Here is a 26,433-nt window from a genome sequence, read left to right on the forward strand (position 1 = left end):
GAGGACGAACGGCCCGGCGCGGGTTCAGGGCGGCCGCCCTTTGCCCTTTTCGATGAGCCCGGATTTACAGCAGACGGTTGTGCGGTTATAATTATGCTGATGGGGACAGCTCCCCAACACAACCGAATACCTCGCCCGGTGCACGCTGCTTAATAGGGAAACCGGTGCAAATCCGGTGCGGTCCCGCCACTGTAAGCGGTATGCCACCTGCCCACTGCCACTGGGAAACTGGGAAGGCGGGCAGGGTGAGCCGCAAGCCAGGAGACCTGCCGGCGAGGCGTAGCGACCTACTTCACGCGGATGAAGGAGGTGGAGCGCATGTGCGCCGGAAGGTCAGCCCCACCAACGTGAGTAGGTGGGGCTGAGTTTTTACCCCACCGCCCAGCACCTTTGTCTATTGCCTTACTTGGGAGGAGATGAGAAACCGTGCGGCGACACCTTGCGCTCTTCGTGAGCCTCGCCCTGCTGCTCGCCCTGCTTCCGGCTCCCGGCCCGGCCCTGGCGGCCGCCCCAGGCATTCCTCAAGAGGGAGACAGGGGCTTTTTCTGGGACTCACCCGGCCAGAGCTGGGGCATCTATGCGACGACGCGCGCCCTCGATGCGCTGACTGCGCTGGCGGATGCCGGCGCCAGCGTGCCGGACCTGGTTTACCGCACCGCGGCGGCCCGGGACTACCTGCTGAACCAGGCCTCGGCCGGAGTGTGGACCGACCCCATGGCCGGGGACTGGGCCGCCTTGGCTGTGGCCAAGGCCGGCGGCGATGCGACCCGGCACCTGGCGGCCCTGGCGCAAAACCTCCGCGAAAAAGACTTCGCGGAAACTGATAAGACAAAGTCCACTTTTGTCAAGACCACCGACCTCGCCCGTTCGCTTTTGGTAGCCCAGGCCGTTTATGGCTCTGACCCGGTGCTCAGCGGCTTCCTATCCACGCTAACGGACAAGAATAGCCGGCCAGCGACCGCGGCCCTTACCGCCCGACAGGTGACAGAAGACGTCTATATTGGTGGGACAAGCTTCCCGGCGGTACGCTTTGGATTGGCCGACGTCGAGTCCGCCCAGGATGCCAACATCACCGCGTACAGCGTGCTGGCCCTCCATGCGGCCGGCCAAAGCTTGGGACCTGACCTGGCGGCCCGGGTGGCACGCTGGTTCCTGGCGAGGGAGACGGGAGCGGCGGCGGGCACGCCGCAGGGCAGCTGGGGTACGGACTGGGGACCGGACGTGGACACCACGGCCGCCGTCCTGCGCGCCCTCAGCCTCCAGAGCGCCGAGGTCCAGGATGCTGATCTCAAGGCGGAGATCGCGGCGGCCAAAGAGCGTGCGCTGGATTACATCCGCGCCCAGCAGGGGAGCGACGGGACCATCAGCGCCTGGGGCAGTCCTTCGGCCTGTTCCACATCCGAAGCCATCTTGGGACTCTTGGCGTGGAATGAAGACCCGACCGGTTTCACCCAGGCGGGTAAGTCCCTTGTCGATGGGCTCTTGGCGCTCCAGCAGCTCAGCCCTTATGCTCCGGCCCCGCCGCCGGCGGCGCCCGCAAAGATTTCCGTAAGCCTCGAGGTGCGGGGTGAGGGTGAGGTCTTCTTTTCCGGTACAGTTGAGCTCGCTGCCGACGCGGCCACACCGCTGGGTGCCTTGAGGGCGAGCGGCCTTACCTACAGCACGCGGGGCCAGTATGTCTGGAAGATTGAGGACCTGGCCGAGGAAGGAACGGCCGGCTGGAAGTATGCCGTCAACGGCTTCGTGCCTTCGGTCCCGGCCGATTCTTACCCGCTCCACGAAGGAGACGAAGTGGTTTGGTTCTACGCTTCAAGTTACCTGGACACGGGCGGCTTCCGGGAAGACATACCGGTCGCGGAGCTTAAGCCGCCTGAAGTAGCGGAAGAAGTCAAAGCGGCCAGGGATAAGGCGGCGGCGCAGGCGGCGGCCGAGCTGGCCAAGGCGGCCGCGGACCCCGACTGGTCCCGTAGAGCCGCTACGCCCATCGAGCTCGTGCGCGGGGCGGTTCTTGACCTACCCGGGGCCGAGGCAACCGCTTTCAGCGACGAAGAGCTCAGCTACTGGCGCGATGTTCTTAGCCTGAACAAGGTGGATGCGGCGCAAAAGGTGAGCGCCGGCCGGGAGGCCAAGGTGGGCGATGAGCTGGGCGAGGTGACCCTCTCCATCCCGGCGGGCGCGCTGGAGAAGGATGAGACCATTACCATAAAGGAGAACGAGGGAAGCGACAAGCTGCCGCTCCCGCTCACCCACAAGCTCCTGAGCCACGTTTATAGCCTGGGGCCGGACGGCATAAGCTTTAAGGAGCCGGTGACTTTGGCCCTGAAGCTGATTGTCGGCGAAGATACGAGCGCTTCCGACTTGGTGCTGGCGTACTTTGACGGGGAGCGCCGGGTTTGGCGGCCGGTGCCGGCTGTACTGGACCGGGCCAACGGGCTGATCCTGGCCCGGCTCACGCACTTCAGCGATTACGCTGTGCTGAAACGGGTGGAGCTTCCGCCCAGCTTTCCGGATGTGGAAGAAGGCTGGGAGTGGGCCAAGGATTCCATTTCGCTCCTCGCCCTGAAAGGCGTCGTGAGCGGCAACCTGGTGGGCCTCTACGAACCGGAGCGGCCGGTTACGCGCGGCGAATTCGCCCGCTTCCTGGCCCGCACCCTGGACCTTAAGCCGGCTTCCGGCGTAGCCTTCCGCGACGTCCTCCCCGGTGCCTGGTACGAAAAGGACGTGGCGGCCTGTGCAGGCGCCGGGCTGTTCACCGGCGCCGGCGGTAAGTTTTATCCCGATGCCCCGCTCACCCGCGAACAGGCGGCGGTGATCCTGGCCCGCGCCCTGCCCCAGGGAGAAACGCCGGAGCCGACCTTTGCCGATCAAGACACGATCGCACCTTGGGCGCGCGCCGGCGTCGCCCGGGCGCAGGCGGCCGGGCTCATCCAGGGCATCGGGGCCGACACCTTCGCCCCCCACCTCCCCGTTTCCCGCGCCCAGGCCGCCGTTCTCCTCGTCCGCCTCTCCGGGGTCAGGTATCAACTTATCAACTTGCCAGCAACTGGAAGTGGCGGGGCGGGTGCGCGGTAGGGATCGGCCACCGCTGCGTGAACAGGCAGGAGAGCGCCGGGTATACGGGGAGAAGACGTGGCCCGCCGCTGAGGTACGGCTGCAGGAGAGAAGCTAGCGAAGGAGTTGAGCGCAATGCCGAAAGCGTTACGCGTGCTGGCGTTTATCTTCCTCGTTACCCTGCTCCTTACACCGCTGGGGTGTCGGCGGGGGGCGCGCCCCGCCCCCCCGGCCGCGGGGGTAGAGGAGGTACGGCCGGCGCCGGCTGCGACCGGCCCCGCCTCCGGCGGGACACAAGGAGAGAATGCGGTCCGGCCGGCGCCGCCGGCTCCCGCCTCACCGGGAAAACCCGGCGGCGAAGCGGCTGCGGCGGCCCGCCCGGCGGGGGGGACACCGCCGAAAGGTGCGGCGGGGCAGTCCGGAGACCGGCCGGTGCCGGAGCCGGTGCGGCCGGCCCGGCCGCCGGCAGGTACGGCGGCGCTCTGGATCACGCGCGACTTCGGCGCCCGGGTGCTCAAGAGCCCCAACGTCAAACCGGTGGAAGGTGAGAAGGTGCTTGCCCTTCTCGGCCGCCAAGCGCAGCTCGAGACGGCTTACGGCGGGGGCTTTGTCACCAAGATCGACGGCTTGGGCGGCGGCCGGCCGGGCGAGGACTGGTTTTACTGGGTAAATGGTATCCTCGCCGGCGTCGGTGCAGGTGACTTCCCGGCGCGCCCGGGCGACGTCATCTGGTGGGACTTCCACCCCTGGAACCGCACGGCCTTTCTCCCCGCCGTGGTAGGCGCTTATCCAGAGCCTTTCGTGCGCGGCTACACCGGTAAGGCTCCGGCGGCGCGGATCGTCTACAGCGCTCAGGCGGCCAAGGAAGCACAGGCGGCGGCCAAGGCCCTTGCCGCGGCCGGCGCGCCGGCGCCGGAGCTTGCCCCTTACGGCGATGCGTCCCTTATGAAGCGCGCTGCCCCCACCCTGCTCGTGGCCACCTGGCCGGAGGTAAGCGGGGATAAAGACCTGGCGGGGCTCCTCAAGAACTGGCGCCGTACCGGCCTCTACTTCCGATTTGACGGAGCGGGACTTTCCCCCTTGCGCGCGGATGGGAGCGAGGGGGGCCGGTACGGTCCGGGAGCGGGTGTTATTGCCGCCACAGGGAGCGGCCCGGGCGACGTGAGTCCTCTCTGGCTGGTTCTAGGTACCGATGCCGCAGGCCTCAACCGGGCGGTGGCCCTCCTTACCCAGCGGCCGGGGCACCTCGCGCGGCGCGTGGGCGTGGTGGTCGCCCCGACCGGGGAAGTAATCCCCCTTCCGGCGGTGAAGGGGCCATGAGGCGCGGCCGGGCAGCGCCGGCCGCTCCGGCCCTGCATCCAGTGAGTGCCCTCGCCCATGCCGGCGTGCTGGTGCTCTTTCTTCTTCTTTACACCCACCCGCTCTTTCTCCTGCTGCTGGCCCTCCTTCCCGGCCTCACCCTGGCGGCGCGCGGCGATGTCCGCGCCTGGCGGCGCCAGCTGGCCTGGGGTTCAACCTTCGCCCTTTTCATCATCGCTTTCAACGGCCTCCTGGGCGGGGTAGGGGCGACGGAGCTCCTCGGCTTTTCCCTGCCGCTTCTCGGCCGGCGCACGGTTTCCCTGGAGGGCCTGGTGTACGGTGGGGCCATGGCGCTCCGCCTGGCCGGCATCATCGGGGCGTTCGCCTTACTCAGCCGGCTGGTGGACCTGGAACGACTCCTCTATTTTTCGCCCCTGGCCGGGCGCAGCAGCCTCACCGCCGCCCTCACCCTGGGCCTTATTCCCCGCCTAAACCGTTCAGCCCGCACTCTCCTTGAGGTCCAGGCCAGCCGCGGGGCCCCCCTGGCGGCGGGGGGCCTGCGCCGGGGCGTTCGAGCGGCGGGACCGCTCCTGGCCGCCCTCACCGAAACGGCGCTGGAGGACTCGCTGGACCTGGCCGAAGTGCTGACTGCGCGTGGCTACGGCAGCGGGCGGCCGACTCATTTCCGGCCGGAGCGCTGGCACCGGCGCGATGCCGTCGTTCTCCTCGGCACCGTCTTCGCCCTGGCTGTGGGGCTGGAAGGTGCGCGTACGGGTGCGGCTTCCTTTACGTACTATCCTGCGCTTGCGGCACCGGCTTGGGTTCGCTCCCTGCCGGTGCTGGCCGGTGTTCTCGGCGGGCTGACTATTCCGGCATTCATTTTTTGGGGGTGGCGGCGTTGCCGCTGGCTGCGTGTGAACATTTAACCTACTTTTATCCGGGTGCTGCTGCCCCGGCGCTCCAAGCTGTCGAACTCGCCGTGAACCCAGGCGAGTTTCTCCTCGTTCTAGGTGGCTCGGGCAGCGGCAAGTCCACGCTCCTTCGTTTCCTGGCGGGCCTGGCGCCGGATTTTTCCGGCGGGCGCGTGCGCGGGCGCGTGCTCCTGGGGGGGCGCGACATGGCGGGCATCCGGCGGCGGGAACTGGCGCGCCGCATCGGCTTTGTCTTCCAGGATCCGGGCCGGAGCCTGCTCTTCCGTGACCTCGAGGCGGAGGTGGCCTTCGGGCTGGAGAACGCCGGCCTTCCCCCCGCGGAGATCCGCCGGCGCGTGGCCGAGACCATCAGCGCCCTGGGCCTGAGCGAGTACCGAGGCGTGCCTCTTCCCGAACTTTCCGGGGGCCTCAGGCAAAAGGTCACACTGGCGGCGGCCCTGGCGCTTAGGCCGGACCTGCTGCTTCTCGATGAGCCTACGGCCGAGCTCGACCCGGTGGCGGCGGTGGACTTCCTCCACGTGCTGAAGGACCTCAACGCGGATTTTGGGCTTACCGTGGTCCTGGCCGAACAACGGGCCGACCGTTGCCTGCCCCTGGCCGACCGGGTGGTGGTGCTGGAAGCAGGCAGGATCGCGTGGCAGGGCCCGCCGCGGGCGCTCGCACGCTGGGCCTGGCCGGAGCGCGCCTGGCTGCTCCCGCCGGTGCCGCGGCTTTTCGCCGGCCTGAACGCGCCGGCGGCACCGCTTACAGTAAAAGAAGGGAGAAAGGTGCTGAAGCTTCTTCCCGGCCTCAGCCGGGTGCTGCCGCCTCTCGCGGGCGAACGGAGCGAAGCGGCGGCCTCCCGGCCGGCGGCGCGGCCGGGGAGCCGGGGCGGCGGGCCGGCAGGACAGCCGGTGGCCGCGCTGGAACGCGTCCAGGTGGTCTACCCGGGCGGGGTGGAAGCCTTGCGCGAGGTGGACTTGACCCTGGCGGGCGGAGAACTGGTCTGCGTCCTGGGCGAAAACGGCGCCGGGAAGAGCACCCTGCTCCGGGTGCTGGCAGGGCTTACGCTCCCTACGCGCGGTCGGGCGCTGGTGCTGGGCCGGGACACGCGCCAGGCCAAAGCCGGGGTGCTGGCGCGCGGCGTCGGCTACCTGGCCCAGGACACTACGGCCTACCTGGTGGCGGACAGCGTGGCGGAAGAAGTAGCCGGCACCCTGGAAAACCTGGGGGAGGCGGATAACGGGCGCGTGGCCGCCGCTTTAGCGGCCTTTCACCTGGAGGCGGTGGCGGGGCGTAACCCGCGCGACCTCAGCCTGGGGCAGCGGAAGGCGGTGGCCCTGGCGGCCACCCTGGTGCGCGATCCGGAGCTCATCCTTTTGGACGAGCCCACCCGCGGCCTCAGCGCCGACCGGCGGGAAGAGCTGGGGCAGGTGCTCCGGGGCCATGTCCGCGCCGGGCGGGCGGTGCTGGCTGTAACCCACGATGTGGAATTTGCCGCCCAGTGGGCGGACCGGATCATCTTTCTTTTCGGGGGCCAGGTGGCGGCGGACGGGCACCCGGCCACGGCCTTCGCCGCTTCGCCCTTTTATGCTCCCCAGATCCAGCAGCTCCTCGGCGACCTCTTTCCAGAGGCCATCGAGCCGGGGCAGGCGCACGAGATCCTCAGCAGGGTGGTGGCCGGAAGTGCTTGAATACTTCCTTACCCTACCCTGGTCCCTGCTTTCTTTGGGCATCCTTCTCTCGGCGCTTTCGGTGTTTGTCTTCCTTTACGAGCGCCGGCGCGAGAGCCGCGAGGTACCGGTGGTGGCCGCCCTGGCGGCGCTGGCGGCGGCAGGGCGCATCCCCTTTGCGGCCATCCCCAGCGTCCAGCCCACCACCTACCTGGTGCTCCTCAGCGGGTTCGTCTTCGGCCCGGTGCCGGGCTTCACCGTAGGCGCCACGGCGGCACTGGCCTCAAATTTTTTTCTCGGGCAGGGGCCCTGGACCCCCTGGCAGATGCTGGCCTGGGGCCTGGCCGGGGCGAGCGGCGGGTGGGTCGGCCGGGCCTGCCCGCGGGCGGGGGCGCGCACTCTCGCCGTGCTGGGCTTTTTCTGGGGTTACCTCTTCGGGGCCATCATGAACGTTTGGAACTGGCTCACGTACATGTACCCCCTCGATCTCACCACCTTCGCGGCCGTGGAGGCGACCGGGGTGTGGTTTGACACCCTGCACGCTGCGGGCAACGCTCTCCTGGCCCTCCTCCTCACCGACCGCCTGCTGCCGCGCCTGCTGCGCTTCCGCGCGCGGCTCAGGGTGGAGGTGCTCCGCGAGGCCCCGCCCAGCGCCGGCTCCGCGGCAGCGGGTCCAGGGGAAAAGTAGCCGCGTGCCCTGCGGGGCGCAAAAAGTGAAAGGAGAATCGTGCATGCTGAGAACGCGGCAAAGCTTGAGGCGTATTCTTACGACCGCCCTGATCCTGCTCCTCATCTTGGCACCGGCCGCGCAGGCCGTTCCCGCGGGGGACGACGTGCCGGCGGCGGCCGCCCGCGGCGTGGCATACCTGCGCAGCGTACAGAACGCCGACGGCGGTTTCCCCGCCCAACCGGGCGGCAAGAGCGACGGCCTGGTCACCGCCTGGGTGACCCTGGCCCTGCGCGCCCAGGGCGAAGATCCGGGCGGTGCCGCCTGGACGAAGGGCGGGAATACCCCGCTCACCTTCCTCTTGAACGATAAGGAACCCTGGGAGGCCACCACCGACTACGCCCGCATCACCCTTGCCGTGCTGGCGGCAGGGGGGAACCCGCACCGGGTGGGAGGGCGCGATCTTCCGGCGCTCATCGCTCTTCGCCAGCGGCCGGACGGCTCCTTCGGTACAGAGGCGGAAGAAGGGCTCATCAACGCCACAGTCTGGAGCGTGCTGGCGCTTGAAGCGGCCGCCGGCACTACCCCGCGCGCAGCGGCCGTGCGGACGTGGCTTCTTAACCAGCAGAACGAAGACGGCGGCTTCGCTTATGCCGGCGGCCTGCCCAGCGACGTGGACAACACCGCGGCCGCCATCCAGGCTCTGGTGGCGCTCGGCGAGCGGGGCAGGCCGCTCGGCCGCGCCCTCGCCTTCCTGCGCCGGGCCCGGGCGGAAAACGGGGCCTGGACCGGCTTCGCCGGCGGCCCGAACGTGGCCAGCGCCGCCTGGGGCCTGCAGGCCCTGGCCGCCTCTGGCGAAGATCCCGCCGCACCGCCTTGGACAGTGAACGGGGCAGGGCCCCTGGCCTACGTGCTTTCCCTCCAGGAAAAAGACGGCTGCTTCACCTACACCCCGGGCGTGCGCTCGCAGCCCGTCTGGATGACGGCGCAGGCGCTGCTGGGGCTCTCCGGCCTGCCCTTCCCGGTGGCGGCCGGGTTCCGCGACGTGCCGCCCGGCGCGCCCTTGGCCCAAGCGGTGCATAAGCTCCTTAAGCGCAGGGCGGTCTCCGGCTACAGCGATTTCGCCTTCCACCCTGAAGATCCCCTCACGCGTGCTCAGTTTGCCAAGCTGCTGGTCCTCTCCCTCAGCGATGAAAAGGTGGATCCGGGCGCCGGGCCGCTTCCCGCCGCCTTCGCCGATGTCCCCGCCTGGGCCGTGCCCTACGTCAACGCTGCGGCGGCGCGCGAGCGCGGCTGGCTGCAAGGGGTGGCGCCCGGCCGCTTCGCTCCCGACGAGCCGGTGACCGGGGCGCAGGTGGCGGCGGTGCTGCTGCGCGCCACCGGGCGGGGCAGCGCCGTGCCGGTCACCAACCCGTGGTACGCCGGGTACGTGGCTGCCGCCCGGGACGCCGGGCTCCTCTGGGACGGTTTCTCCCCGCTCGCCCCGGCCACCCGCGCCCAGTGTGTCCAGGCCCTGGCGGCCCTGCTCCCCTGAAGAATAAAAAGGAAATCCGCCGGGTTGAGAAGAATAGGTAGGGCGTAACACCACCACGAAGCACAAGGGGGAGCAGACGTGGCACGTACGCGCGTGTTTCTCATCCGCCACGGCGAGACCGAGTACAACCGCAGCGCCCGCATCCAGGGCCAGCTCGACGTAGAGCTCTCCGGCAAGGGGCGCCGGCAGGCGCAGCTTCTGGGCCGGCGCCTCGCGCACGAGGAAATCGCCGCCCTGTACGCCAGCGACCTGAAGCGGGCGCGCGAGACGGCGGAGATGATCTGCCGGGAGGCGGGCCTCAGCATCACCGGCTTCCGGGAAGACCTGCGCGAGATCAAGTTCGGCCGCTGGCAGGGGCACACCATGGCTGAGGTGGAGGAGCTTTACCCGGCGGACGTCGCCTTCTGGCGGGCCGACATCAGCCGCCACGCCCCGCCCGGGGGCGAGTCCTACGCGGCCATGCGCGAGCGCGGCTGGCGCGCTGTTACCGAGTTGGCGGCGGCCCACCCGGGCGCGACGGTGGCCGTCGTCTCGCACGGCGGCATCGTCAAGGCCGTCCTCTGCACCGTACTCGGCATCGACCTCGCTGAGCGCCGCCGCGTCGTGGTCGACAACGCCTCCCTGAGCATCATCGAACTCACCTCCGAGGGCTGGCGCGTCCAAACCATGAACGACACCTGCCACCTGGGCGGCCTCACCAGCGCCATCAGCAAACCCTGGCCCGAAGCCTGACCCGGGGTCAGGTATCAACTTTCCACGGTATTTCTCACTTCTGCGAAACACGTTACCCGGTCGCTGCCTCTGGCTCGGCACCGTGCTATAATGCTCCGGTGTATTGCCCTGGAAAAAAACCGCTATGTGAATACAAGAAAATTGCCGCTACAATGAAGGGAAAATGTACCTTCATGCCGAATTAAGGCGGAGCAATTAACTATGCGGAGGTGGAACGCTTGACCTGCTCCAGGCGGTCGGCCTGGAGGGCTCCTGCCCTGGTTCTGGCCGTTTTTCTTGCCTTAGTTTTCCCTACGCCGGCGTTGGCGGCGGTCGAGTCGCTGGATTTCACCTTTACCGTGGCCGGCGCAGAGCCACCGGTTTTCAGCTCCGACGAGCTGGCGGGCGGCGAGCTGGCTACCGGGGCGAACGACTTCACCCTCACCCTGTGCAACCCGGAGGCAGGTGAGGACTACGCCGCCCTCGCGGTACGGCTTGAGCTCAGCGGTGCGGGCGGCCGCGATGCGGTGCGGCTGGCCTGGGAGGAGACACCCGGGCAGTGGGTTGAGCTCAGCCTGGACCAGCAGGGGGACACCTTGGTCTCGGACCTCCTGCCGGCTGGTGCCCTGGTGCGCGGGGACATGCAGGCATTTCACCTGCGCCTTACCCTGGGCGGCAACCTGCGGGATGCAGCGCTTACCCTGACGGCTGCGGCCTACGACGCGAGCGGTGCGGCCCCGGCGGCCATCGCGGGGGCCGCGACACCTTTCAGCTTGGCCGTGAAGGGCCCGGCGACCACCCTGGGGCCTACGGTGCCGGACGGCAGCCCACCGGCTTTTGGTGTGGAACAAACCGTGGCCGTCGACTTTACCCTTGCGAACGCGGCCGCCGCCGGCTATGAAAACTTGGGGGTAAGGTTAACCCTCTCCGGCGTCCCGGCGGACGTTGCCCTTACCGGCCCGGAAGCCCTTACCTTGTCCATGGAAGCGGGAGGCGAGTGGGAAACGGTAGCCCTCACCCGGAGCGTAAACGGAGACATCGGCGCCGACCTGATACCCGCCGCCGGGCTGGCTCTGGCACCGGGCGCGCGCCTTACCCTACCGCTCAAGCTCAGGTGGCCGGCGGGCAGTGCCGGCACCTACAGCTGGGCGGCGACCATAGTAGCAAACCCCGGCGCGGCGGACGAATGGACCTTGGCCCGGGACGATTTGGGCAGCATTCAGGTATTGAGCGTGAACGTCACCTGTGTCCTGAGCGCCGACCGCCTGGATTTCGGCCTGGTGCCGGTGGGTACCTCCTGGTCCAACCCCGTCCAGGTGACCGTGACGAACACCGGCAACGTGGCAGAACAGTTTAACATTAAAGCGACGGCTGCGGCCGGCGCTTACCAGCCCGGCGAGGACTTCTACGTGCTAATGCGCTATGACAATGGCAGCCGCGAGTTGCTCCTTAACAGGAGCTTTCAACTGCTTTCCCAGCTGGAGCCGCTGGCTCCCGGCGCTTCCACAACCTTTGAGTTGAGACTCAGAGCCAAGGCTGGGGCCATGCCTCCCGGCACCTATCACTTTACCCTGGCGGTTGAATCCCAGCCGGCCGGTTGAGCGGAGACATGGAACAAAAAAGAAGGGGGAGGGTGGCGTGCGCTGGAGCCGCATGGCTGTGCCGCGTCTTCTGGCCGGGAGACGGGGCAGGGGCTGCTTGGCTTTTCCGTGTGCCGCTGCTGTGGTTATAGCTCTGGCAACGTTCAGCCGCTGTCCGGCGACCGGCCGGGTGAGTGTCTGCCACGCAGCGCCCTGGGCCGGGGGGCCGCCGGCGGCTTCGCTCCCGCGGGGCGAGGCCGGCCTGACGTTCACCTTCCGCGTGGGACCGGCCCCGGAAACGGGGACAGGTGGCACATCCCGGCGCACGGACGAGGCCCGGCCGGGCACGGCCCGCGTACTGGAGCCTCCCGCGGCAGGCGCTTTGGCCCTGGTTGGCTCCGACCTCAGCGGCCACTGGGCGCGGGGCGCGGTGGCTGCGCTGGCCGGCCGCATCGACCTGGGGCTGGGAGCAGGCGGCCGGTTTTTCCCGGAAAGGCCCCTCACCCGATCTGAGTTCATCGCCTGGCTGGGACAGCTCTTCATTGCGCCCGGCGGCGTCCTGGGAACGCCCCCGGCGGAGAGCGGGCCCAACCCGGGCGGGGGCGCGGACGCCTTTTTCCGCGATGTGCCGACCGGGGCGCCCTATGCACCTTATCTGCGCGCCCTGGCCGCGCACAGCCTGGTACAGGGGGAGGGATCCCGGCGCTTTGCCCCCGCGCGGCCGCTGACGCGTCTCGAGCTCATGGTGGTGGCCGGTCGGCTGCTGGGGCGGGCCGGGGGCGCCCCGGAAACGGCGGCGGCCGCGGCGGAGGCAGTGCCCCCTGCCGCTGGCGCCGGCGGGAACACCTTCCCGCTCTGGGCGAAATACAAAGACGGCGCCCAGGTACCTGCCTGGGCGCGTGCCGAGGTGGAAGCGGCCTTGGCCGCCGGCGTCATTCGGGGCCGGCCGGGGGGCCTGCTGGCACCCCGGGCACCGGCCACCCGCGCGGAAGCCGTGGCCGTTCTCTTCCGGGTGGGAAGCGCACTTTTACGCCTTACTAACGCACGGTGAATTTGCTCTTGATAACCTCCCAGAGTTTTGGGTCCTCGAACCCAAGGCGCCAGAGCGCCACCCCGCCCAGCTTGTACTGGGCCGCCAGGTCGAGTTTCCCGGCTAGGCTGGCGGCGTTTTCAAACCACACCTCGCGCGCATACGGGCCGGGCCAGTAGGTGAAGTGCGGGCTCTGCGCGGCGGCGTCCCACTCGATAGTGGCGCCGTAGCGGCCCGCCAGGGCAGCGGCTTCCGTCGCCGTTACGGCGCGGCCGCCGTACCCGCCGGCCGGCCAGTCGTACCCGTAACCGGCCAGGCCCAGGCGGATCTTTTCCGGCGGTATTTCCCCGGCCGCATAGCGCACCACCTCCTCCACCCAGCCCAAGGAGGCCACCGGGCCGGCGGCGCCGCCGCTCCAGTGCTCGTCGTACGCCATGATCATGATGGCATCGGCGAGCTGTCCCAGGGCGCGGTAATCAAAGGCCCCCGACCAGGCGTTGCTTTTGTCGTCCCAGGTTTTGGCGGGAACGGAAAGCGTCACCTGGTGACCGTCCCGCCCCAGCTCGGCGGCGAGCTCCCGCACGAAGGCGGTGTAGTTGTTGCGGTCGCTGGCGGGGACGTTTTCAAAGTCGATGTTCACCCCGGCGTAGCCGCCGTCGCGCACCAGGCGCGCGATGTTCTCCACCGTGGCCCGGCGCAGGCCTGGCTCCGCCAGCAGGGCATGAACTAGCTGGCGGTCGAAATCGCCGCCCTGGCTGATGTTGTGCACCAGCGCCAGCACAGGTTTTCCGGCCTGCTTGCAGGTCTCCATGAGCCTCGTGAAGGGCCGGCCGCTCACGCTGCCGTCCCAGTTCACGCTGTAGCTGAACGCCGCCAGGGTGGAGATGGCATCCCGGTGAGCGGCCAAGGACTGGAACGACAGGTCGTCGCCTTCGTAATACTCCACATAGTAACCCACCACCTCGAGGCTCTGCCTGGGTGCCGGGGGCGGCGGCGTCTCCGCCGGCGGCGCGGGCGGGAAGGCGCGCGGGACGGCCAGCGCCTGGCCCGGGTAAATCCACTCCGACGTCAGCCCGTTGGCCTGGGAGATGGCTGCAACGGTGGTGCCGTAACGCTGGGCGATGTAGTACAGCGAATCCCCCGGCTGGACTATGTACCGCACGAAGCCCGCTCCGGAACGCGAGGTGTTGCTGAGCGCCTTCTGGAGCGCGGTGAACGTCGCCGGGCCGGCCACGCCGTCGACGATCAGCCCCGCGCGGGCTTGGAACTGGCGGAGCGCCTGCTCGGTTTGGTAACCGAAGTCGCCGTCCACGGGGCCCACGTTGTAGCCCAGCCGGCTTAGGCCGGCCTGCAGTTCGGCCACGTCAGCGCCCGTCAGGCCAAAGTAGAGCAGCCGGTTGCCGAGCGGGGCGGCCTGCGCCGGCAGGGCCGCCGTGAGAACGGTGAGGACGGCCATAAGCACCAGTATGTTTTTTCTCATTCTATTCCTCCTCGGTGTGTTTTCGGTTCTTAGCGGACAGGCCACGTGGTCGTGGCCATTATAACCTGTTACCCGCGCCGGTGTCATGCCGGTGAAAAGGGCGCAGCCTGTCCTGAGAGGAAAAGATAGCGCCAGCTGGAACTGTATCTGCCAGCTGGCGCAATTTGTGACATGCATGGTAACGGGAGGAAAGGTTGCCGGCCCGCCGAACAGCAGGGGCTAAGGTGTGGCCGGGGCCGGCCCGGGTGTCGCCGGCGGCGGAGGGGACGGCGCGCCCGGCCCGGGCGGCGTGCCCCCAAAGGGCCAGGGGAGCTGCCAGTTGCTCCAGGGCGTATGGATGTTGCAGGGCTGCCAGGGTTGGGTCCCCTGGATGAAAATCTCGCGCCGCACCGTTTCCGCCGGGCACCACTGGGTGGCCAGAAGGCCCGATTCGGTGCAGATCTCCGCTTCCACAATGCCGGCCGGCCGGGTAAACTCGTGGGGCGGGGTGCTCGCCAGGGCCGCCGTCAGGAAAGTGGCAAAAATTGGTGCGGCCAGACCGCCGCCGGTGCCGTAAATATCATGAGCCGGCTCATCGTTGCCCACGTACACCGCCGCCACCAGGTCGGGGGTGAGGCCGATGAACCAGGCATTTCCCAGGCTGGTACCCGTTTTCCCGGCCACCGGGCGGTTAAGAAGCCGGCCGACCGCGCTGCCGGTGCCGCCCGGGCGGGTAACGTCTTCCATTATATTGGTGACAATGTACACCGCCCGCGCATCGGCCGCTTGCTGCAGGCGGGGACGGTTTTCCTCCAGCACCCGCCCGTAGCGGTCCTCCACGCGCAGCACCGCCAGCGGCTCCACGCGCCTGCCCCCGTTGGCGAAGGCGCAGAAGGCGGCCGCCATCTCCAGCGGGGTCACCTCGTTGGTCCCCAGCACGGAGGAAAGGTGCGGGGTGAGGGGACTTGTAATACCCAGGTCGTGGGCCACCGCCACCCCTTTAGCGGGGCCCAGCTCGTAGTTGAGCCGTGCCGAGACCACGTTGTCCGAGATGGTGAGCGCCTCGCGCAACGTCAGCGGGCGGAAGTGGTAGTCCTGGCTGCCGTAATCGGTGGGCGTCCAGGGCGGCTGGCCGGGCACCGGCAGGGCGATGGGTTCGCACATGAAGGTGCTGGCCGCTGTGTAGCCGTTTTCCATCGCCGCCAGGTAGACAAAAGGCTTAAAGGCTGAGCCCGGCTGGCGCGGGGCCACAGCCCGGTTGAGCTGGGTCTCGCTGAAGTCCCGCCCGCCGATCAGCGCGCGTATCGCGCCGCTCCTCGGGTCCAGCGCCACCAGCGCCCCCTGCGGCTGCGTTACGCCCCGCGCGTCGCGGAAGGAGACGGGCAGCCCCTGGCGGAAGGCGGCCTCGGCCGCTCCCTGCACAGTAAGGTCCAGGGTGGTGTAGATGTTAAGACCGCCCTTGTTGAGAACGTCCGCGCCGTAGCGCGGCTCCAGCTGCCGCACCACGTAATCCACAAAATAGGGTGCCCGCCCGGTACGCGCCTTCAGCCCCACAAGCCTGAGCGGCTCGTTTTCCGCCGCCCGGGCCTGCTCGGCGCTGATGTAACCCAGCTCCGCCATGCGCTCCAGTACCACCTTGCGGCGCTTCAGCGCGGCCGACGGGTCGATATACGGCGAGTAGCGGGCCGGGCTGCGGGGCAGGCCGGCCAGGAGCGCCGCCTCGCCCAGGGTCAGGTCGCGGGCGTGCTTGCCGAAGTAGGTTTGGGCGGCCACCTCGGCACCGTAAGCCCCGTGGCCGAAATAAATGGTATTGAGGTAGAGGCGCAGGATCTGCTCTTTGGAGTAGCGGGCCTCCAGCTTTAAGGTTAAGAGCAGCTCGCGGATTTTGCGCTCGAAGGTGCGCTCGGGCGTCAGGTAGAGGTTTTTCGCCAGCTGCTGGGTAATGGTGCTGCCGCCTTCCACCACGCGCCCGGCCCTGAGGTTGCGCACGGCTGCGCGCGCGACGGCTACCGGGTCTACGCCGAAGTGTTCGTAGAAACGGTAATCCTCTATCGCCACGACGGCGTTCCTTAAATCCGGTGCGATGTCGGTAAGCGGGACGTCCACCCGGTTCTGGGTATAAAGGCTGGCCACCTGCTGCCCCTGGATGTCGAACAAGCGGCTGGCCAGCGGGACGGCCGCCTGCGGTAGGGGAGTAAAGAGGACGTAGGCGCCGAACGCCAGCGCCAGGACAAGAACGGCGGCCAGCGCCAGCTTAACCAGGGTGACGCTGGTTCTTCGTACATGCTTGGGCACAAGGATCAACCCTTTTCCTTCATCTTTTCTTAGTATTGCCTCTGCTGGAAAACCTATACAGCAGAACCAGGCAGGAGATGGGCGCCGGCCGGCGAAGAAAATTAGAAACCGTGTGCGGCAAAAAACGAAGCAAAGAAGGGAAGCGATGGTTAACCGGACGGCTTTGGAGGCGCGGCTCCTCCGCCGGCGCTGGCTGGTCTGGGGGATGCTGGCTTTTTCCTTTCTTATTGTTTTCTTTCACCGCATCGCCCTGGCGGTGGTGGCCGATCAGCTGATGGCCGAGTTCCACCTCGGCGCCGCCGCCCTGGGGAATCTCGGGGCCGTGTACTTTTATGTCTACACCGTGATGCAAATCCCCAGCGGCGCCCTGGCCGATACGTTGGGCCCCCGGCTCACCGCCAGCGCCGGTACCCTGGTGGCGGGGATAGGCTCCATTGTGTTCGGCCTGGCGCCGCACCTGGGCGTGGCCCTCGCGGGGCGGTTCCTCGTCGGCCTGGGCGTTTCCGTGGTCTTCATTTCACTTCTTAAGATTCAAACCGAGTGGTTCCGGCCGCGCGAGTTTGCCACCATCACCGGCCTCACCTCCCTGGTGGGCAACAGCGGTAACGCCCTGGCGGCCGCGCCGCTGGCCCTCTCGGTGGCGGCCATCGGCTGGCGTAGCTCCTTTGTGGCGGTGGGTGTCCTGGGAAGCCTGGTGGCGGCGGGCTGCTGGCTGGTGGTGCGCAACCGGCCCCAGGACATGGGCCTGCCTTCCATCGCCCAGCTCGAGGCCAGAGAAACAGGGCGGCGCCCGCCGGCGACGGCACCGGGGGGCCGCATCTCCCTGATGCGGGCGCTGGGCTACGTGCGGAGAAGCCCGTACACCCTGCCGCTTTTCATTGCCGCCTTTGGTCTCAACGGCTCGCTCATGGTTATCTCCGCCATGTGGGGCGTACCTTACCTCATGCAGGTTTACAGCCTCAGCCGGGGCGAGGCGGCGCTTTATACCCTGGGCACGGCCGTCGGCGTGATGCTGGCGGGACCCCTCACGGGGATCATCTCCGATGGCCTGCGGCGCCGCAAGGCCCCGCTCCTCGGCTTCACCCTCCTGACGGTGGCGCTGTGGACCCTGCTCGTTGCCTGGCCGGGCCCGCTTCCCCTGCCGCTGCTGCGCGTGCTCTTTTTCCTCCTCGGGCTGAGCTCGGGCGGCTACCTGCTGGTGATGTGCGTGGCCAAGGAAGTAAGCCCGCACGCCATCGCCGGGGTCTCCACTGGGACCATCAACACCGGCTCGTTTCTCGGCGCCGCAGTCCTGCAGCCGCTGGTGGGGCTCATTCTCGATGCCACCTGGGAGGGGGAGCTGGCGAACGGCGTGCGCCTCTACCCGCTGGCCGGTTTTCGCTGGGGCTTCCTGCTTTGCCTGGTGGCTGTGACGGCGGCGTGCGCGGCCGCCTTACGCCTGCCGGAGACGCGGGCCGAGAACATTGCGCCGGCCCTGCCTTTACAAGAATCTGCCTGCCGGCCGCCGGCACCGCCCGGCGCCACGGCCTGAAAGCATGGTCCAACTCTGGGAAGGGGGTTATGAGCCCTATGCCGCTCAAGGTGGTTCTGGCGCTTCTTTTCGTCATCACCGTGTGGGGTGGTTCTTTCCCCGTGGCGAAACTGGCCCTGGCGGAGATCAGCCCCATCAACCTCGCCACCCTGCGCTTCACCCTGGCGAGCCTGCTCTTTTTGCCGGTGATGGGGCTGGGCCTGCGGCGAACGGGGGAGAGGTTGCCGCGCCCGGCGGGGCGCGACTTTATCATGTTCAACGTTCTGGCCCTCCTCGGCGTCACCACCTACTTCATGGTGCAGTACACCGCCGTCAGCCTTACCACGGCCTCCAATGCCGGGATCCTCATCGGCATTGCGCCGCTTTTTGTGGCCGTGCTTTCGGCCCTCTGGTTGGGTGAACGCCTTACCGCGCGGAAAATCGCGGGGATCGCCGTGGCCATGGGCGGCGTGGCTGCGGTGATCAGCCGGGGCACATTCCGCTTCTCCTTCGGCAGCGCCGGCCTGGCCGGGGACCTGCTCATGGTCCTCAACGCCTTCTGCTGGGCGCTTTTTTCCATCCTGGGCAAACAGATGATGCGCCGCTACTCGCCGCTTATCACCACCTTTTACATCACCCTCCTGGGCACGCTCTGGTTCTATCCGGCGGCCCTTCCGTTGGGGGTGCTGCCGGCCGCAGCGCGCCTCACAGCGGGCGGCTGGCTGGCCGTGGCCTTCTTGGGGGCTTTCTGCTCCGTAGGGGGCTACTACTTCTGGTACTGGGGGCTCTCCCAGGTGGAGGCCAGCCGCGTAGCCGTCTTCCAGTACCTACAGCCGCTGGTGTCCTTTGCCCTCTCGGCGCTCATGCTGGGCGAACAGGTGAACCTCGCTACCCTGGGCGGAGGGCTCTTCATCATCGCCGGCGTGGTGCTGGTGACGCGGGCACCTGGCAGTGCCGGGGAAAAACGCGCCGCAGTCGATGCGTAACCATGGAGGTGCAGATATGCTGGATTTAGCCATTGAAAACGTGGTCTTCGCCGACCCGGCGGGTGAGCTCAGCGGGGTGGGTGCGGTGGGCATCGCTGGCGGGCGCATCGCCGCCCTCGGCAGGAGCGTCCCGGCCGCCCGGCGCGTTATCGACGGGCGGGGGCTCACGCTGGCGCCCGGCTTCATCGACCTTCACATGCACGAGGATCCCCTGAGCGGCGAGGGGGCGTCGGCGGTCATCGGCTCAGAGGTGGCCGCCTGCCAGGCGCGCATGGGGGTTACCACCTCCGTCGGCGGCAACTGCGGCCTGGGCACGGGCCACACCGGGACTTACCTTACGCAGCTCGAGCGCCAAGGCAGCCTGGTGAACTACGCCACCTTCGTCGGTTATACGGCGCTGCGCCACGAGCTGGGCATCGGCGACGAGTACCGGCCCGCTGCGGCGGGCGAAGTCGCCCGCCTGCGCGAGGCGGCGCGGGCGGCGCTGGCGGCGGGGGCCGTCGGCATCTCTTTTGGCATCGAGTACACCCCGGGCGCACCCACCGACGAGCTGCTCGCCCTGGCCCGGGTGGCCACCGAGTTTCCAGCGCGCCTCTTGGCGGCGCACTTTCGCTCCGACGCCGACCGGGCGCTCCCTTCCATCGAAGAGATGATCTACCTGGGCCGGGCGACGGGCCTGCCCTTTCAAATCTCCCACCTCGGAAGCTGCGCCGCCTTCGGCATGATGCCGGCGGCGCTGGAACTCATCGCAGCGGCGGCCGCCCGCGGCGAGCGCGTGCTGGCCGACTGCTACCCTTACGCCGCCTTCTGCACCTTCATCGGTGCGGCCGGCTTTGACGGCGATTGCCTGGCCCGCTGGGGCGCCGACTACAGCGCCATTCAGGTAGCGGAGGGGCCCTACGCCGGGCGGCGCTGTGACCGTGCCCTGTTTGCAAAGCTGCGCCGGGAAGCCCCGGAGACCCTGGTGGTGGCCTTCGTGTTGCGGGCCGATGAGGTGCTCCTGGCCCTTAAGCACCCGCTGGTCCTGGTGGGCAGCGATACCCTGCTGCGCGGCGGGCAGGGCCACCCGCGCAGCGCCGGCACCTTCCCACGCGTGCTGGGGCGCTTCGTGCGGGCAGGGAAAATGGCGTTTGCCGACGCCCTGTATAAGATGACCCTGGGCCCGGCTCGGCGCCTGGGCCTTACGGACCGCGGGCGCCTTACGGAAGGCGCCTGGGCGGACCTGGTCCTCTTCGACCCGGCGGTGCTCGCGGACCGGGCCACCTTTGCCGAACCGGCGCGCGCGCCGGAGGGCATCGAGCTGGTCCTGGTGAACGGCCGGGCGGTGGTGGAAAAAGGCCGGCTCACCGGCGCGCGTCCCGGCCACATCTTGCGCGCGCCGCAGCAGTGAGCAGGCCGGCGATGCGCCGGCAGCGGCGCTCCTTCGCAGTATTGAGAAAAACTTTGATAAGTTGATACCTGACCCCGGGGAAGGCGGTTGACAGGGGGGCGGGGGCGTGGTATCATCACCGTGAAGATTTGCTCAATCTCAATATGGGCCTCATCTCAGCCTTTCGCTGGGGTGAGGTAGAGGCGCGGTTGGTCAAGAGTAGCCGTCCAGAGCAGGGCAGCGAGGAGGGACGGGGAAAGGGGCCGCCGCCGAAGCCGGGGGCCGGCGCCGGGCACCCGAGCTGGGCCGGCGGGAAAGACCCGCCGGACTGTCGCCGGAGGCGTCCCCCAGCCGCCGGCGATGAGCTATCTCACCGCAAGGGGAAGGAGGGGTGGAAGCAGTTTATCCTGCAGCCATCGAGGCTGCTTATTATTTTTCAGAAGGAGGACAAGCCGTGGCTAACGATAGCACGGGACAGACCCGGCGGCGCCGGCGTCTCCATGTCCCACACGTTTACGTCCTGCTTTTTGCCATCCTCATCATCGCCGCCGTAGCCACCTGGGTGGTCACCCCTGGAGCTTACGACCAGGTGGAAGGCCCCCGCGGGCGCATGGTGGTCGACCCGAACTCTTTCCATGTGGTGGAGCGGGCCCCGGTGGGCTTCTTCGGCCTCTTCCAAGCCGTGCACAAAGGCATGGTGCAGTCGGCGGATATCATCTTCTTTATTTTTGTGGTTGGGGCTTCTTTTTCCGTCATCAATGCCACCGGAGCCATCGAGGCCGGGATTGAAGCGGCGGCGCGCGCCCTCAAGGGCAACGAGCGACTGGCCATCCCCGTCCTCGTCCTCCTCTTTTCGCTCGGCGGGGCCATATTCGGCATGGCGGAGGAGACCCTGGCTTTCATTCCGATCATTGTGCCCCTGATGCTGGCCCTGGGCTTCGATTCGGTGACGGCGGCGGGCATCGTGCTGGCCGGGGCCAACGCCGGTTTTTCCGCCGCCTTCATGAACCCCTTCACCGTCGGCGTGGCGCAGGGCATCGCCCAGCTGCCGCTCTTTTCGGGTATGGGCCTGCGCCTGGCCGCGTATGCTAGTTTCGTCCTGGTGACGGCGGGCTACATCTTTTGGTACGCCGGCCGGGTGAAGGCGAACCCAACCCTCAGTTCCACTTACGCTGAAGACCGCGCCAAAGAGCAGGACCTGGGCCTGGATAAAGTGCGGGAATTCAAGCCGCAGCACTCGTTGGTGCTCCTGGTGCTGCTGGCCTCGGTGGTGACGTTGGTCTACGGCGTGGTGGAGCTCGGCTGGTATATCACCCAGATCTCAGGGCTGTTCCTGGCCATGGGCGTCCTCGGCGGGCTGGCGGGACGCCTCAGTCCGGACCAGATCGCGGAGGAATTCGTCAAGGGCGCCAAAGAACTGACCTACGGCGCCCTCCTCGTGGGCCTGGCGCGCTCGCTGCTCGTGGTGCTCTCCGACGGCCACATCATGGACACCCTGCTCCACGGCATGGCCACCGCCATCAGCGGTCTGCCCAGCCTCCTCACCGCCTGGGGGATGTACGGCGTCCAGTGCGTGCTGGACTTCGTGGTACCCTCGGGGAGCGGCCAGGCGGCCGTGTCCATGCCCATCATGGCGCCCCTGGCCGACCTGGTGGGGGTCACCCGCCAGACCGCCGTGCTGGCGCTCCAGTTCGGCGACGGCATCTCCAACATCTACAGCCCCACCTCGGGCTACTTCATGGCCGGCCTCGCCCTGGCCGGTGTTACCTGGCCCAAGTGGCTGCGCTGGGTCGCCCCCCTCATCGCTATGCAGTACGTCATCGGGCTGACCTTCATGACCATCGCCCAGCTTACCCACTACGGCCCCTTCTAACCCGGGGTCAGGTATCAACTTTCCACTGTTTTTCTCAAAACTGCAACGCGGGAGCGGGAGGTCGCAGAATGGAGAATGACTTGCGCACCCTCAAGCAAAAAGCCTGGGGGGAGGTAGAGCGGCTGAAGCCGCGCCTGGCAGAGATCTGCCTTGCCATCCATGCCCACCCGGAGCTGGGCGGGGAGGAGTTCTTCGCCCTCGACCTTCTGTCGCGGGAACTTGCGGCGGCCGGCTTCGCAGTGGAACGGGGGTATTTCGGCATCCCCACCGCCTTCCACGCGGTGCTGGCCGGCCGGGCGGCGCGCCCGGCGGTGGCCTTCCTGGCGGAGTACGATGCCCTGCCGGGCCTGGGCCACGCCTGCGGCCACAACATCATCGGCACGGCGGCGCTGGGCGCGGCCCTGGCGCTGGCGCCGCTTCTTGCGGCTCTGCCGGGCGGCATCCACGTTTTCGGTACCCCGGCCGAGGAGACGAACGGCGCCAAGGTGCCCCTGGCCGCCGGCGGGGCCTTCCGCGACATCGATGCCGCCATGATGATCCACCCCTCCGGCCGCACCGTGCTCACCGCCCCCTCGCTGGCCATGGACGCCCTGGAGTTCCGCTTCCGCGGGCGGGCGGCGCATGCCGCCTCCGCGCCGCACGAGGGGATCAACGCCCTGGATGCGGTCATCCTCACCTTCAACGCGGTGAACGCGCTCCGCCAGCATGTGCGCCCCGATGTGCGCATCCACGGTATCATTACCAGGGGCGGCGAGGCCCCCAACATTGTCCCCGAGGAGGCCGTAGCGCGCTTTTACGTGCGGGCCGCGCGCCGCAAATACCTGGATGAGGTGGCGGGCCGGGTGGTGAACTGCGCCCGCGCCGGGGCGCTGGCCACCGGGGCGGAGCTTACCGTGAACAACTTCGAGTACTCCTTCGACGAAATGCGCAACAACGCGGCCCTGGCGGGCGCCATGCAGGCCAACCTGACGGCGCTGGGGGAAGAGGTGGTACCCTGCGGTGAGGGTTTGGGCTCGCTGGACATGGGCAACGTGAGCCACGTGGTGCCGGCCGTTCATCCGTATATTTCTATAGGCACCGCGACCCTTGTCTCGCACACCCGCGAATTCGCCGCCGCCGCCGGCAGCGAAGGCGGCCTGCGCGCGATGGTGCTGGGGGCCAAGGCCCTGGCCGCCACCGCGCTCGATGTTCTTCTCGACGCGGAGCTGCGGCAGGCGGTGCGGGCCGAGTTTGCCGCTGCCGACAGCCAGTAAGAACCGCCGCCTGCGGGCGCTGCTGCTTGACACGCCGGCGGCGTCCATGATAAAATAAAGCAAATTCTATATAATACCTCATCTCTTGTCAAGGGGGATGGGGTAGAGGTCGCGGGAGGTCATAAGTACCGGCAGGGAGCAGGGCAGCAGAGGAACTGCCGGGAAAGGGGCCACACCGCCGAAGTCCGGTCCTCGCCCCGAGGGCCGCGGCTGGGGCTGCAGCGAACAGCTGCAGAACTGTCACCCGGTTGGCTGACCCGGCGGCCGGGTGGAGCGCTATCTCATTCAGGGAGAGGAGGGGATGAGGGTGTATTTTGCCTTACCACCCGTGAACCCGGTGCGCCGCAAACGCACTTAGCCGGCGGTTATTGCTGAGACCAAGAGCTAAGGAGGCGCAATCATGGACAATTTCGGGTGGTTATCTATTTTGCCGCCGCTGGTGGCCATTACCCTGGCCATCGTCACGCGCGAGGTACTCGTCTCCCTGGTGCTGGGCATCTTTACCGGCGCGCTCATCCTCACCGCAGGCAGCCCCGTTGGCGCCTTTACCAAGGCCGTCGACATCATCATTAAGGCCGTGGGGGATCCGGAATGGAACGTGCGCGTGCTGCTCTTTGTGCTTCTTCTGGGCGGCATCGTGGGGCTCCTGGCCCGCTCCGGCAGCCCGGTTTCCTTCAGCTTATGGGCAGTCAAGCGGGTGAAGAGCCGCCCCCTGGCGCTTGTCACTACCTGGCTTTTAGGTATCATCATCTTTATGGACGACTACTTCAACTGCCTCACGGTAGGCACGGTGATGCGCCCCATCACCGACCGCTACCGCGTTTCCCGCGCCAAGCTGGCCTTTATTATCGACGCCACTGCTGCTCCGGTGTGCATCCTGGTGCCGCTTTCCACCTGGGTGGCCTATGTGATCTCGCTCTTGGTGCCGGAATTCGAGCACTACGGCATCACCCTGAATCCCTTCCAGGCCTTTTTGGCCATGGTGCCGTACAACCTTTATGCCTGGCTGATCCTCATTATGGTGCTCGCCACCTCTTTCACCGACCTCGAATACGGACCCATGGCCCGCCACGAACACCGCGCGCTCAGCGAGGGCGTCCTGTACGACGAGTCGCTGGGTTCCCCGCCGGGCGACGATTTCGCTTCCCTTGAGGTGGCGGAAAACAGCCGCCCGGTGGACCTGGTGGTGCCCATTGTCACCCTGGTGGTGAGCACCATCGCCGCCATGCTCGCCACCGGCGGTTACGGCGAGAAGGGCTTCTGGGACGCCATCATGAACACCGATTCGGCCACCTCCCTGGTTTACGGCGCCACCATCACCATCATCGTCACCACCCTCTTCTACCACTTGCGGCGCGTGGTTCCCCTGCGCGCCTCTATGACGGCCATCGTGCAGGGCTTTAAGTCCATGATGGTGGCGGTGACCATCCTTGCCCTGGCCTGGAGCATCGGCGCCATCTGTAAGGAGCTCGGCACCGGCGCCTGGGTGGCCGGGGTGGTTTCCCAGGGCCTGCCGGCGGCCCTGGTACCGGCGGCGCTCTTTGCAGCCTCCGCCTTCATCGCCTTTGCCACCGGCACCTCCTGGGGCACCTTCGCCATCATGCTGCCCATCGCCGTGCCGCTGGCCAACACCATCGGGCTCTACCTGATCCCGTCGCTGGCTGCCGTGCTGGCCGGCGGGACCTTCGGCGACCACTGCTCCCCCATTTCCGACACCACCATCATGTCCTCCACGGGCGGCGCCTGCCACCACGTGGACCACGTCAACACGCAGCTGCCCTACGCCGTAACGGCGGCCGGGGTGGCCCTCGTGGGCTTTCTCACCGTCAGCTTTCTTCCCAGCGGCTGGCTCGTTTTGGCGGTGAGCACCGCGCTTTTTCTCGTGGTGCTGAAGCTCCTCCACTCCTTCTGGAACGAAGGGGCACCGGCACCGCTTACCGGCACGGTGCTGCGGGAGAGCGAAGGCCGCTGAAGAAACGGCTGTACAGGGTCCGGAGAAATCCGGACCATTTTTTTGGGGCCGGGGGAGGAAAAATATGCTAGGGCGCGAATAACAACTAGAGACGTGACCGGCTGCCAAAGTTGGCATACTAGGGGGCGGAGGTGGCTCAGGCTTTGGAACGGGCAGGAAAGGATAAGTCCGTGATTCAGCTTACCCTGGACCGGTGTTACGCGCTGCTGAAACAAAGCCGCGCGCCCATGAATTTTCGCGAGCTCTTAAGCGCCGGCTGGCAAGGGGCGCAGCCCGGGCGTGACCTTTCGCAGAGCGACCTGGCTACACTGTATACCAGCCTGAACCTGGATCCACGCTTTACACCCATGGGCAAGGGCAGCTGGGGCTTGGCCGAGTGGCGCCCGCGTTCTTCGCACTCCAGCGTGCCTGCAACCTCGCTCCTCGGCAAGAGCTACCAAGACGACCGCTGCCGTTTGAACGGCCGCACCGAGGACCAGGACCTGGAAGAGGCGGCTTCGGACACCCTGGGCGGCGACGAGGAAAAGGGCGCTTCCCTGGATGAGGACGAAGAGTGGTTTAGCGGCGATGGCGACGAATAGGAGGCGATGGCGATGAAAATCCGCTGGTGCGGGCATTCCTGCTTTTTGCTCACGGCCGACAGCGGCCTCAAACTGTTGACGGACCCCTTCGACGAGACGGTAGGCTACCCCCTGCCCACGGTGGCCCCCGACGTGGTCACCGTGAGCCACGAGCACTTTGACCACAACGCCGTCAAGGTGCTCCCGGGAACCCCGGACGTAGTGCGTGGGCCGGGCGAGCACACCGTGCGCGGGATCAGCATCGTCGGCCTGGCCACTCACCACGACGACGCGGGTGGGGCGCGGCGCGGCGAAAACACCGTGTTCACCATGGCCTTGGACGGGCTGCGGGTGACGCACCTGGGTGACCTGGGCCACCCGCTGAGCGCGGCGCAGATCATGGCCCTGCGCCCCGTACACGTCCTCATGATCCCGGTGGGCGGCTATTACACCATTGACGCGCGGCAGGCCAAAGAGGTGGTGGATGCCCTGAACCCGAATCTGGTTCTCCCCATGCACTACAAAACCGATGTGATGGACTTCCCCATTGCCGGCGTGGAGCCCTTCCTCAACCTGGTAGGCGGAGGGGAGCGCCTGCGTTCCACCACCCTGGAGGTTACACCCGAAAGCCTGCCCGAGCGGCGCCGCGTGGTCGTTTTAGATTACATGTAACCCTTGACACGCGGGACTTCGCTTACTA

The 26,433-nt window shown here is 67.7% G+C and carries 19 protein-coding genes and 3 riboswitches; of the genes, 17 read left to right on the top strand and 2 right to left on the bottom strand.

Annotated elements, in window-relative coordinates; genetic code table 11:
- The first annotated feature begins 119 nt into the window (after positions 1–119).
- Positions 120–289, top strand: a riboswitch (cobalamin riboswitch).
- Between the two features lie 137 nt (positions 290–426).
- The 9 genes from K5554_RS03780 (at position 427) to K5554_RS03820 (ending at position 12,477) form a co-directional block, all read left to right on the top strand.
- Positions 427–3,072, top strand: a complete 2,646-nt coding sequence (locus K5554_RS03780) for an S-layer homology domain-containing protein (protein WP_221039814.1) — start codon at positions 427–429, stop codon at positions 3,070–3,072.
- 114 nt (positions 3,073–3,186) lie between these two features.
- On the top strand, positions 3,187–4,371 hold the full coding sequence (locus K5554_RS03785) for a DUF4430 domain-containing protein (RefSeq protein ID WP_221039815.1): 1,185 nt from the start codon (positions 3,187–3,189) through the stop codon (positions 4,369–4,371).
- The gene (locus K5554_RS03790; RefSeq protein WP_221039816.1) at positions 4,368–5,276 is read left to right on the top strand and encodes an energy-coupling factor transporter transmembrane component T; all 909 of its coding nucleotides are present in this window, start codon (positions 4,368–4,370) and stop codon (positions 5,274–5,276) included. The genes K5554_RS03785 and K5554_RS03790 overlap by 4 nt, the downstream gene beginning before the upstream one ends.
- Positions 5,249–6,955, top strand: a complete 1,707-nt coding sequence (locus tag K5554_RS03795) for an ABC transporter ATP-binding protein (protein ID WP_221039817.1) — start codon at positions 5,249–5,251, stop codon at positions 6,953–6,955. Before K5554_RS03790 ends, K5554_RS03795 begins: the two co-directional genes overlap by 28 nt.
- Complete coding sequence (locus K5554_RS03800) at positions 6,948–7,622, top strand: ECF transporter S component (RefSeq protein ID WP_221039818.1); 675 nt, start codon at positions 6,948–6,950, stop codon at positions 7,620–7,622. The genes K5554_RS03795 and K5554_RS03800 overlap by 8 nt, the downstream gene beginning before the upstream one ends.
- A 43-nt stretch (positions 7,623–7,665) precedes the next feature.
- A complete protein-coding gene (locus K5554_RS03805) occupies positions 7,666–9,135 on the top strand; it encodes a prenyltransferase/squalene oxidase repeat-containing protein (protein WP_221039819.1) in 1,470 nt (489 codons plus the stop codon).
- A 78-nt stretch (positions 9,136–9,213) separates the two neighbouring features.
- Positions 9,214–9,867, top strand: coding sequence for a histidine phosphatase family protein (locus K5554_RS03810; RefSeq protein ID WP_221039820.1), 654 nt, complete (start codon positions 9,214–9,216; stop codon positions 9,865–9,867).
- Positions 9,868–10,085: 218 nt separating this feature from the next.
- On the top strand, positions 10,086–11,447 hold the full coding sequence (locus tag K5554_RS03815) for a hypothetical protein (protein ID WP_221039821.1): 1,362 nt from the start codon (positions 10,086–10,088) through the stop codon (positions 11,445–11,447).
- A 37-nt stretch (positions 11,448–11,484) separates the two neighbouring features.
- A complete protein-coding gene (locus K5554_RS03820) occupies positions 11,485–12,477 on the top strand; it encodes an S-layer homology domain-containing protein (protein WP_221039822.1) in 993 nt (330 codons plus the stop codon).
- On the opposite strand, the gene K5554_RS03825 is transcribed toward K5554_RS03820, so the two are convergent.
- Together K5554_RS03825 and K5554_RS03830 are read right to left on the bottom strand one after the other, a co-directional pair.
- Complete coding sequence (locus tag K5554_RS03825) at positions 12,464–13,936, bottom strand: glycosyl hydrolase family 18 protein (RefSeq protein WP_221039823.1); 1,473 nt, start codon at positions 13,934–13,936, stop codon at positions 12,464–12,466. The two genes, K5554_RS03820 and K5554_RS03825, sit on opposite strands and share 14 nt — an antisense overlap.
- 219 nt (positions 13,937–14,155) lie before the next feature.
- Positions 14,156–16,210 carry a transglycosylase domain-containing protein gene (locus K5554_RS03830; RefSeq protein WP_221039824.1) on the bottom strand — a complete coding sequence of 685 codons (2,055 nt, stop codon included), beginning with the start codon at positions 16,208–16,210 and terminating at the stop codon, positions 14,156–14,158.
- 145 nt (positions 16,211–16,355) lie between these two features.
- Between K5554_RS03830 and K5554_RS03835 the strand changes: the two genes are divergently transcribed.
- From K5554_RS03835 to K5554_RS03870, 8 genes are all read left to right on the top strand, one after another.
- Entirely contained in the window at positions 16,356–17,741 is a 1,386-nt protein-coding gene (locus K5554_RS03835; protein ID WP_221039825.1) for an MFS transporter, read from the top strand.
- A gap of 38 nt (positions 17,742–17,779) precedes the next feature.
- Positions 17,780–18,706, top strand: coding sequence for a DMT family transporter (locus tag K5554_RS03840; RefSeq protein WP_221039826.1), 927 nt, complete (start codon positions 17,780–17,782; stop codon positions 18,704–18,706).
- 16 nt (positions 18,707–18,722) lie between these two features.
- A complete protein-coding gene (locus K5554_RS03845) occupies positions 18,723–20,096 on the top strand; it encodes an amidohydrolase family protein (RefSeq protein WP_221039827.1) in 1,374 nt (457 codons plus the stop codon).
- A 169-nt stretch (positions 20,097–20,265) separates the two neighbouring features.
- Positions 20,266–20,451, top strand: a riboswitch (Lysine riboswitch).
- 78 nt (positions 20,452–20,529) lie between these two features.
- Positions 20,530–21,948 carry a YfcC family protein gene (locus K5554_RS03850; RefSeq protein WP_221039828.1) on the top strand — a complete coding sequence of 473 codons (1,419 nt, stop codon included), beginning with the start codon at positions 20,530–20,532 and terminating at the stop codon, positions 21,946–21,948.
- A gap of 68 nt (positions 21,949–22,016) precedes the next feature.
- A complete protein-coding gene (locus tag K5554_RS03855) occupies positions 22,017–23,201 on the top strand; it encodes a M20 family metallopeptidase (RefSeq protein ID WP_255565493.1) in 1,185 nt (394 codons plus the stop codon).
- 95 nt (positions 23,202–23,296) lie between these two features.
- Positions 23,297–23,488: riboswitch (Lysine riboswitch) on the top strand.
- Between the two features lie 113 nt (positions 23,489–23,601).
- Positions 23,602–25,173 carry a Na+/H+ antiporter NhaC family protein gene (locus tag K5554_RS03860; protein WP_221039829.1) on the top strand — a complete coding sequence of 524 codons (1,572 nt, stop codon included), beginning with the start codon at positions 23,602–23,604 and terminating at the stop codon, positions 25,171–25,173.
- 143 nt (positions 25,174–25,316) lie between these two features.
- Positions 25,317–25,754 carry a DNA-directed RNA polymerase subunit delta gene (gene rpoE / locus K5554_RS03865; RefSeq protein WP_221039830.1) on the top strand — a complete coding sequence of 146 codons (438 nt, stop codon included), beginning with the start codon at positions 25,317–25,319 and terminating at the stop codon, positions 25,752–25,754.
- A 12-nt stretch (positions 25,755–25,766) separates the two neighbouring features.
- Complete coding sequence (locus K5554_RS03870; RefSeq protein WP_221039831.1) at positions 25,767–26,405, top strand: MBL fold metallo-hydrolase; 639 nt, start codon at positions 25,767–25,769, stop codon at positions 26,403–26,405.
- The last annotated feature ends 28 nt before the right edge of the window (positions 26,406–26,433 follow it).

The sequence above is a fragment of the Gelria sp. Kuro-4 genome (genome assembly GCF_019668485.1).
Taxonomy (GTDB): Bacteria; Bacillota; DTU030; order DUMP01; family DUMP01; genus DUMP01.

Bases quoted from the DNA above. Each gene is read 5' to 3' on its own strand.
- K5554_RS03790 (WP_221039816.1), top strand. From the start codon at position 4,368: ATGAGGCGCGGCCGGGCAGCGCCGGCCGCTCCGGCCCTGCATCCAGTG.
- K5554_RS03870 (WP_221039831.1), top strand. From the start codon at position 25,767: ATGAAAATCCGCTGGTGCGGGCATTCCTGCTTTTTGCTCACGGCCGAC.
- K5554_RS03825 (WP_221039823.1), bottom strand. From the start codon at position 13,936: ATGAGAAAAAACATACTGGTGCTTATGGCCGTCCTCACCGTTCTCACG.
- K5554_RS03805 (WP_221039819.1), top strand. From the start codon at position 7,666: ATGCTGAGAACGCGGCAAAGCTTGAGGCGTATTCTTACGACCGCCCTG.
- K5554_RS03855 (WP_255565493.1), top strand. From the start codon at position 22,017: ATGGAGAATGACTTGCGCACCCTCAAGCAAAAAGCCTGGGGGGAGGTA.
- K5554_RS03835 (WP_221039825.1), top strand. From the start codon at position 16,356: ATGGTTAACCGGACGGCTTTGGAGGCGCGGCTCCTCCGCCGGCGCTGG.
- K5554_RS03860 (WP_221039829.1), top strand. From the start codon at position 23,602: ATGGACAATTTCGGGTGGTTATCTATTTTGCCGCCGCTGGTGGCCATT.
- K5554_RS03840 (WP_221039826.1), top strand. From the start codon at position 17,780: ATGCCGCTCAAGGTGGTTCTGGCGCTTCTTTTCGTCATCACCGTGTGG.
- K5554_RS03785 (WP_221039815.1), top strand. From the start codon at position 3,187: ATGCCGAAAGCGTTACGCGTGCTGGCGTTTATCTTCCTCGTTACCCTG.
- K5554_RS03845 (WP_221039827.1), top strand. From the start codon at position 18,723: ATGCTGGATTTAGCCATTGAAAACGTGGTCTTCGCCGACCCGGCGGGT.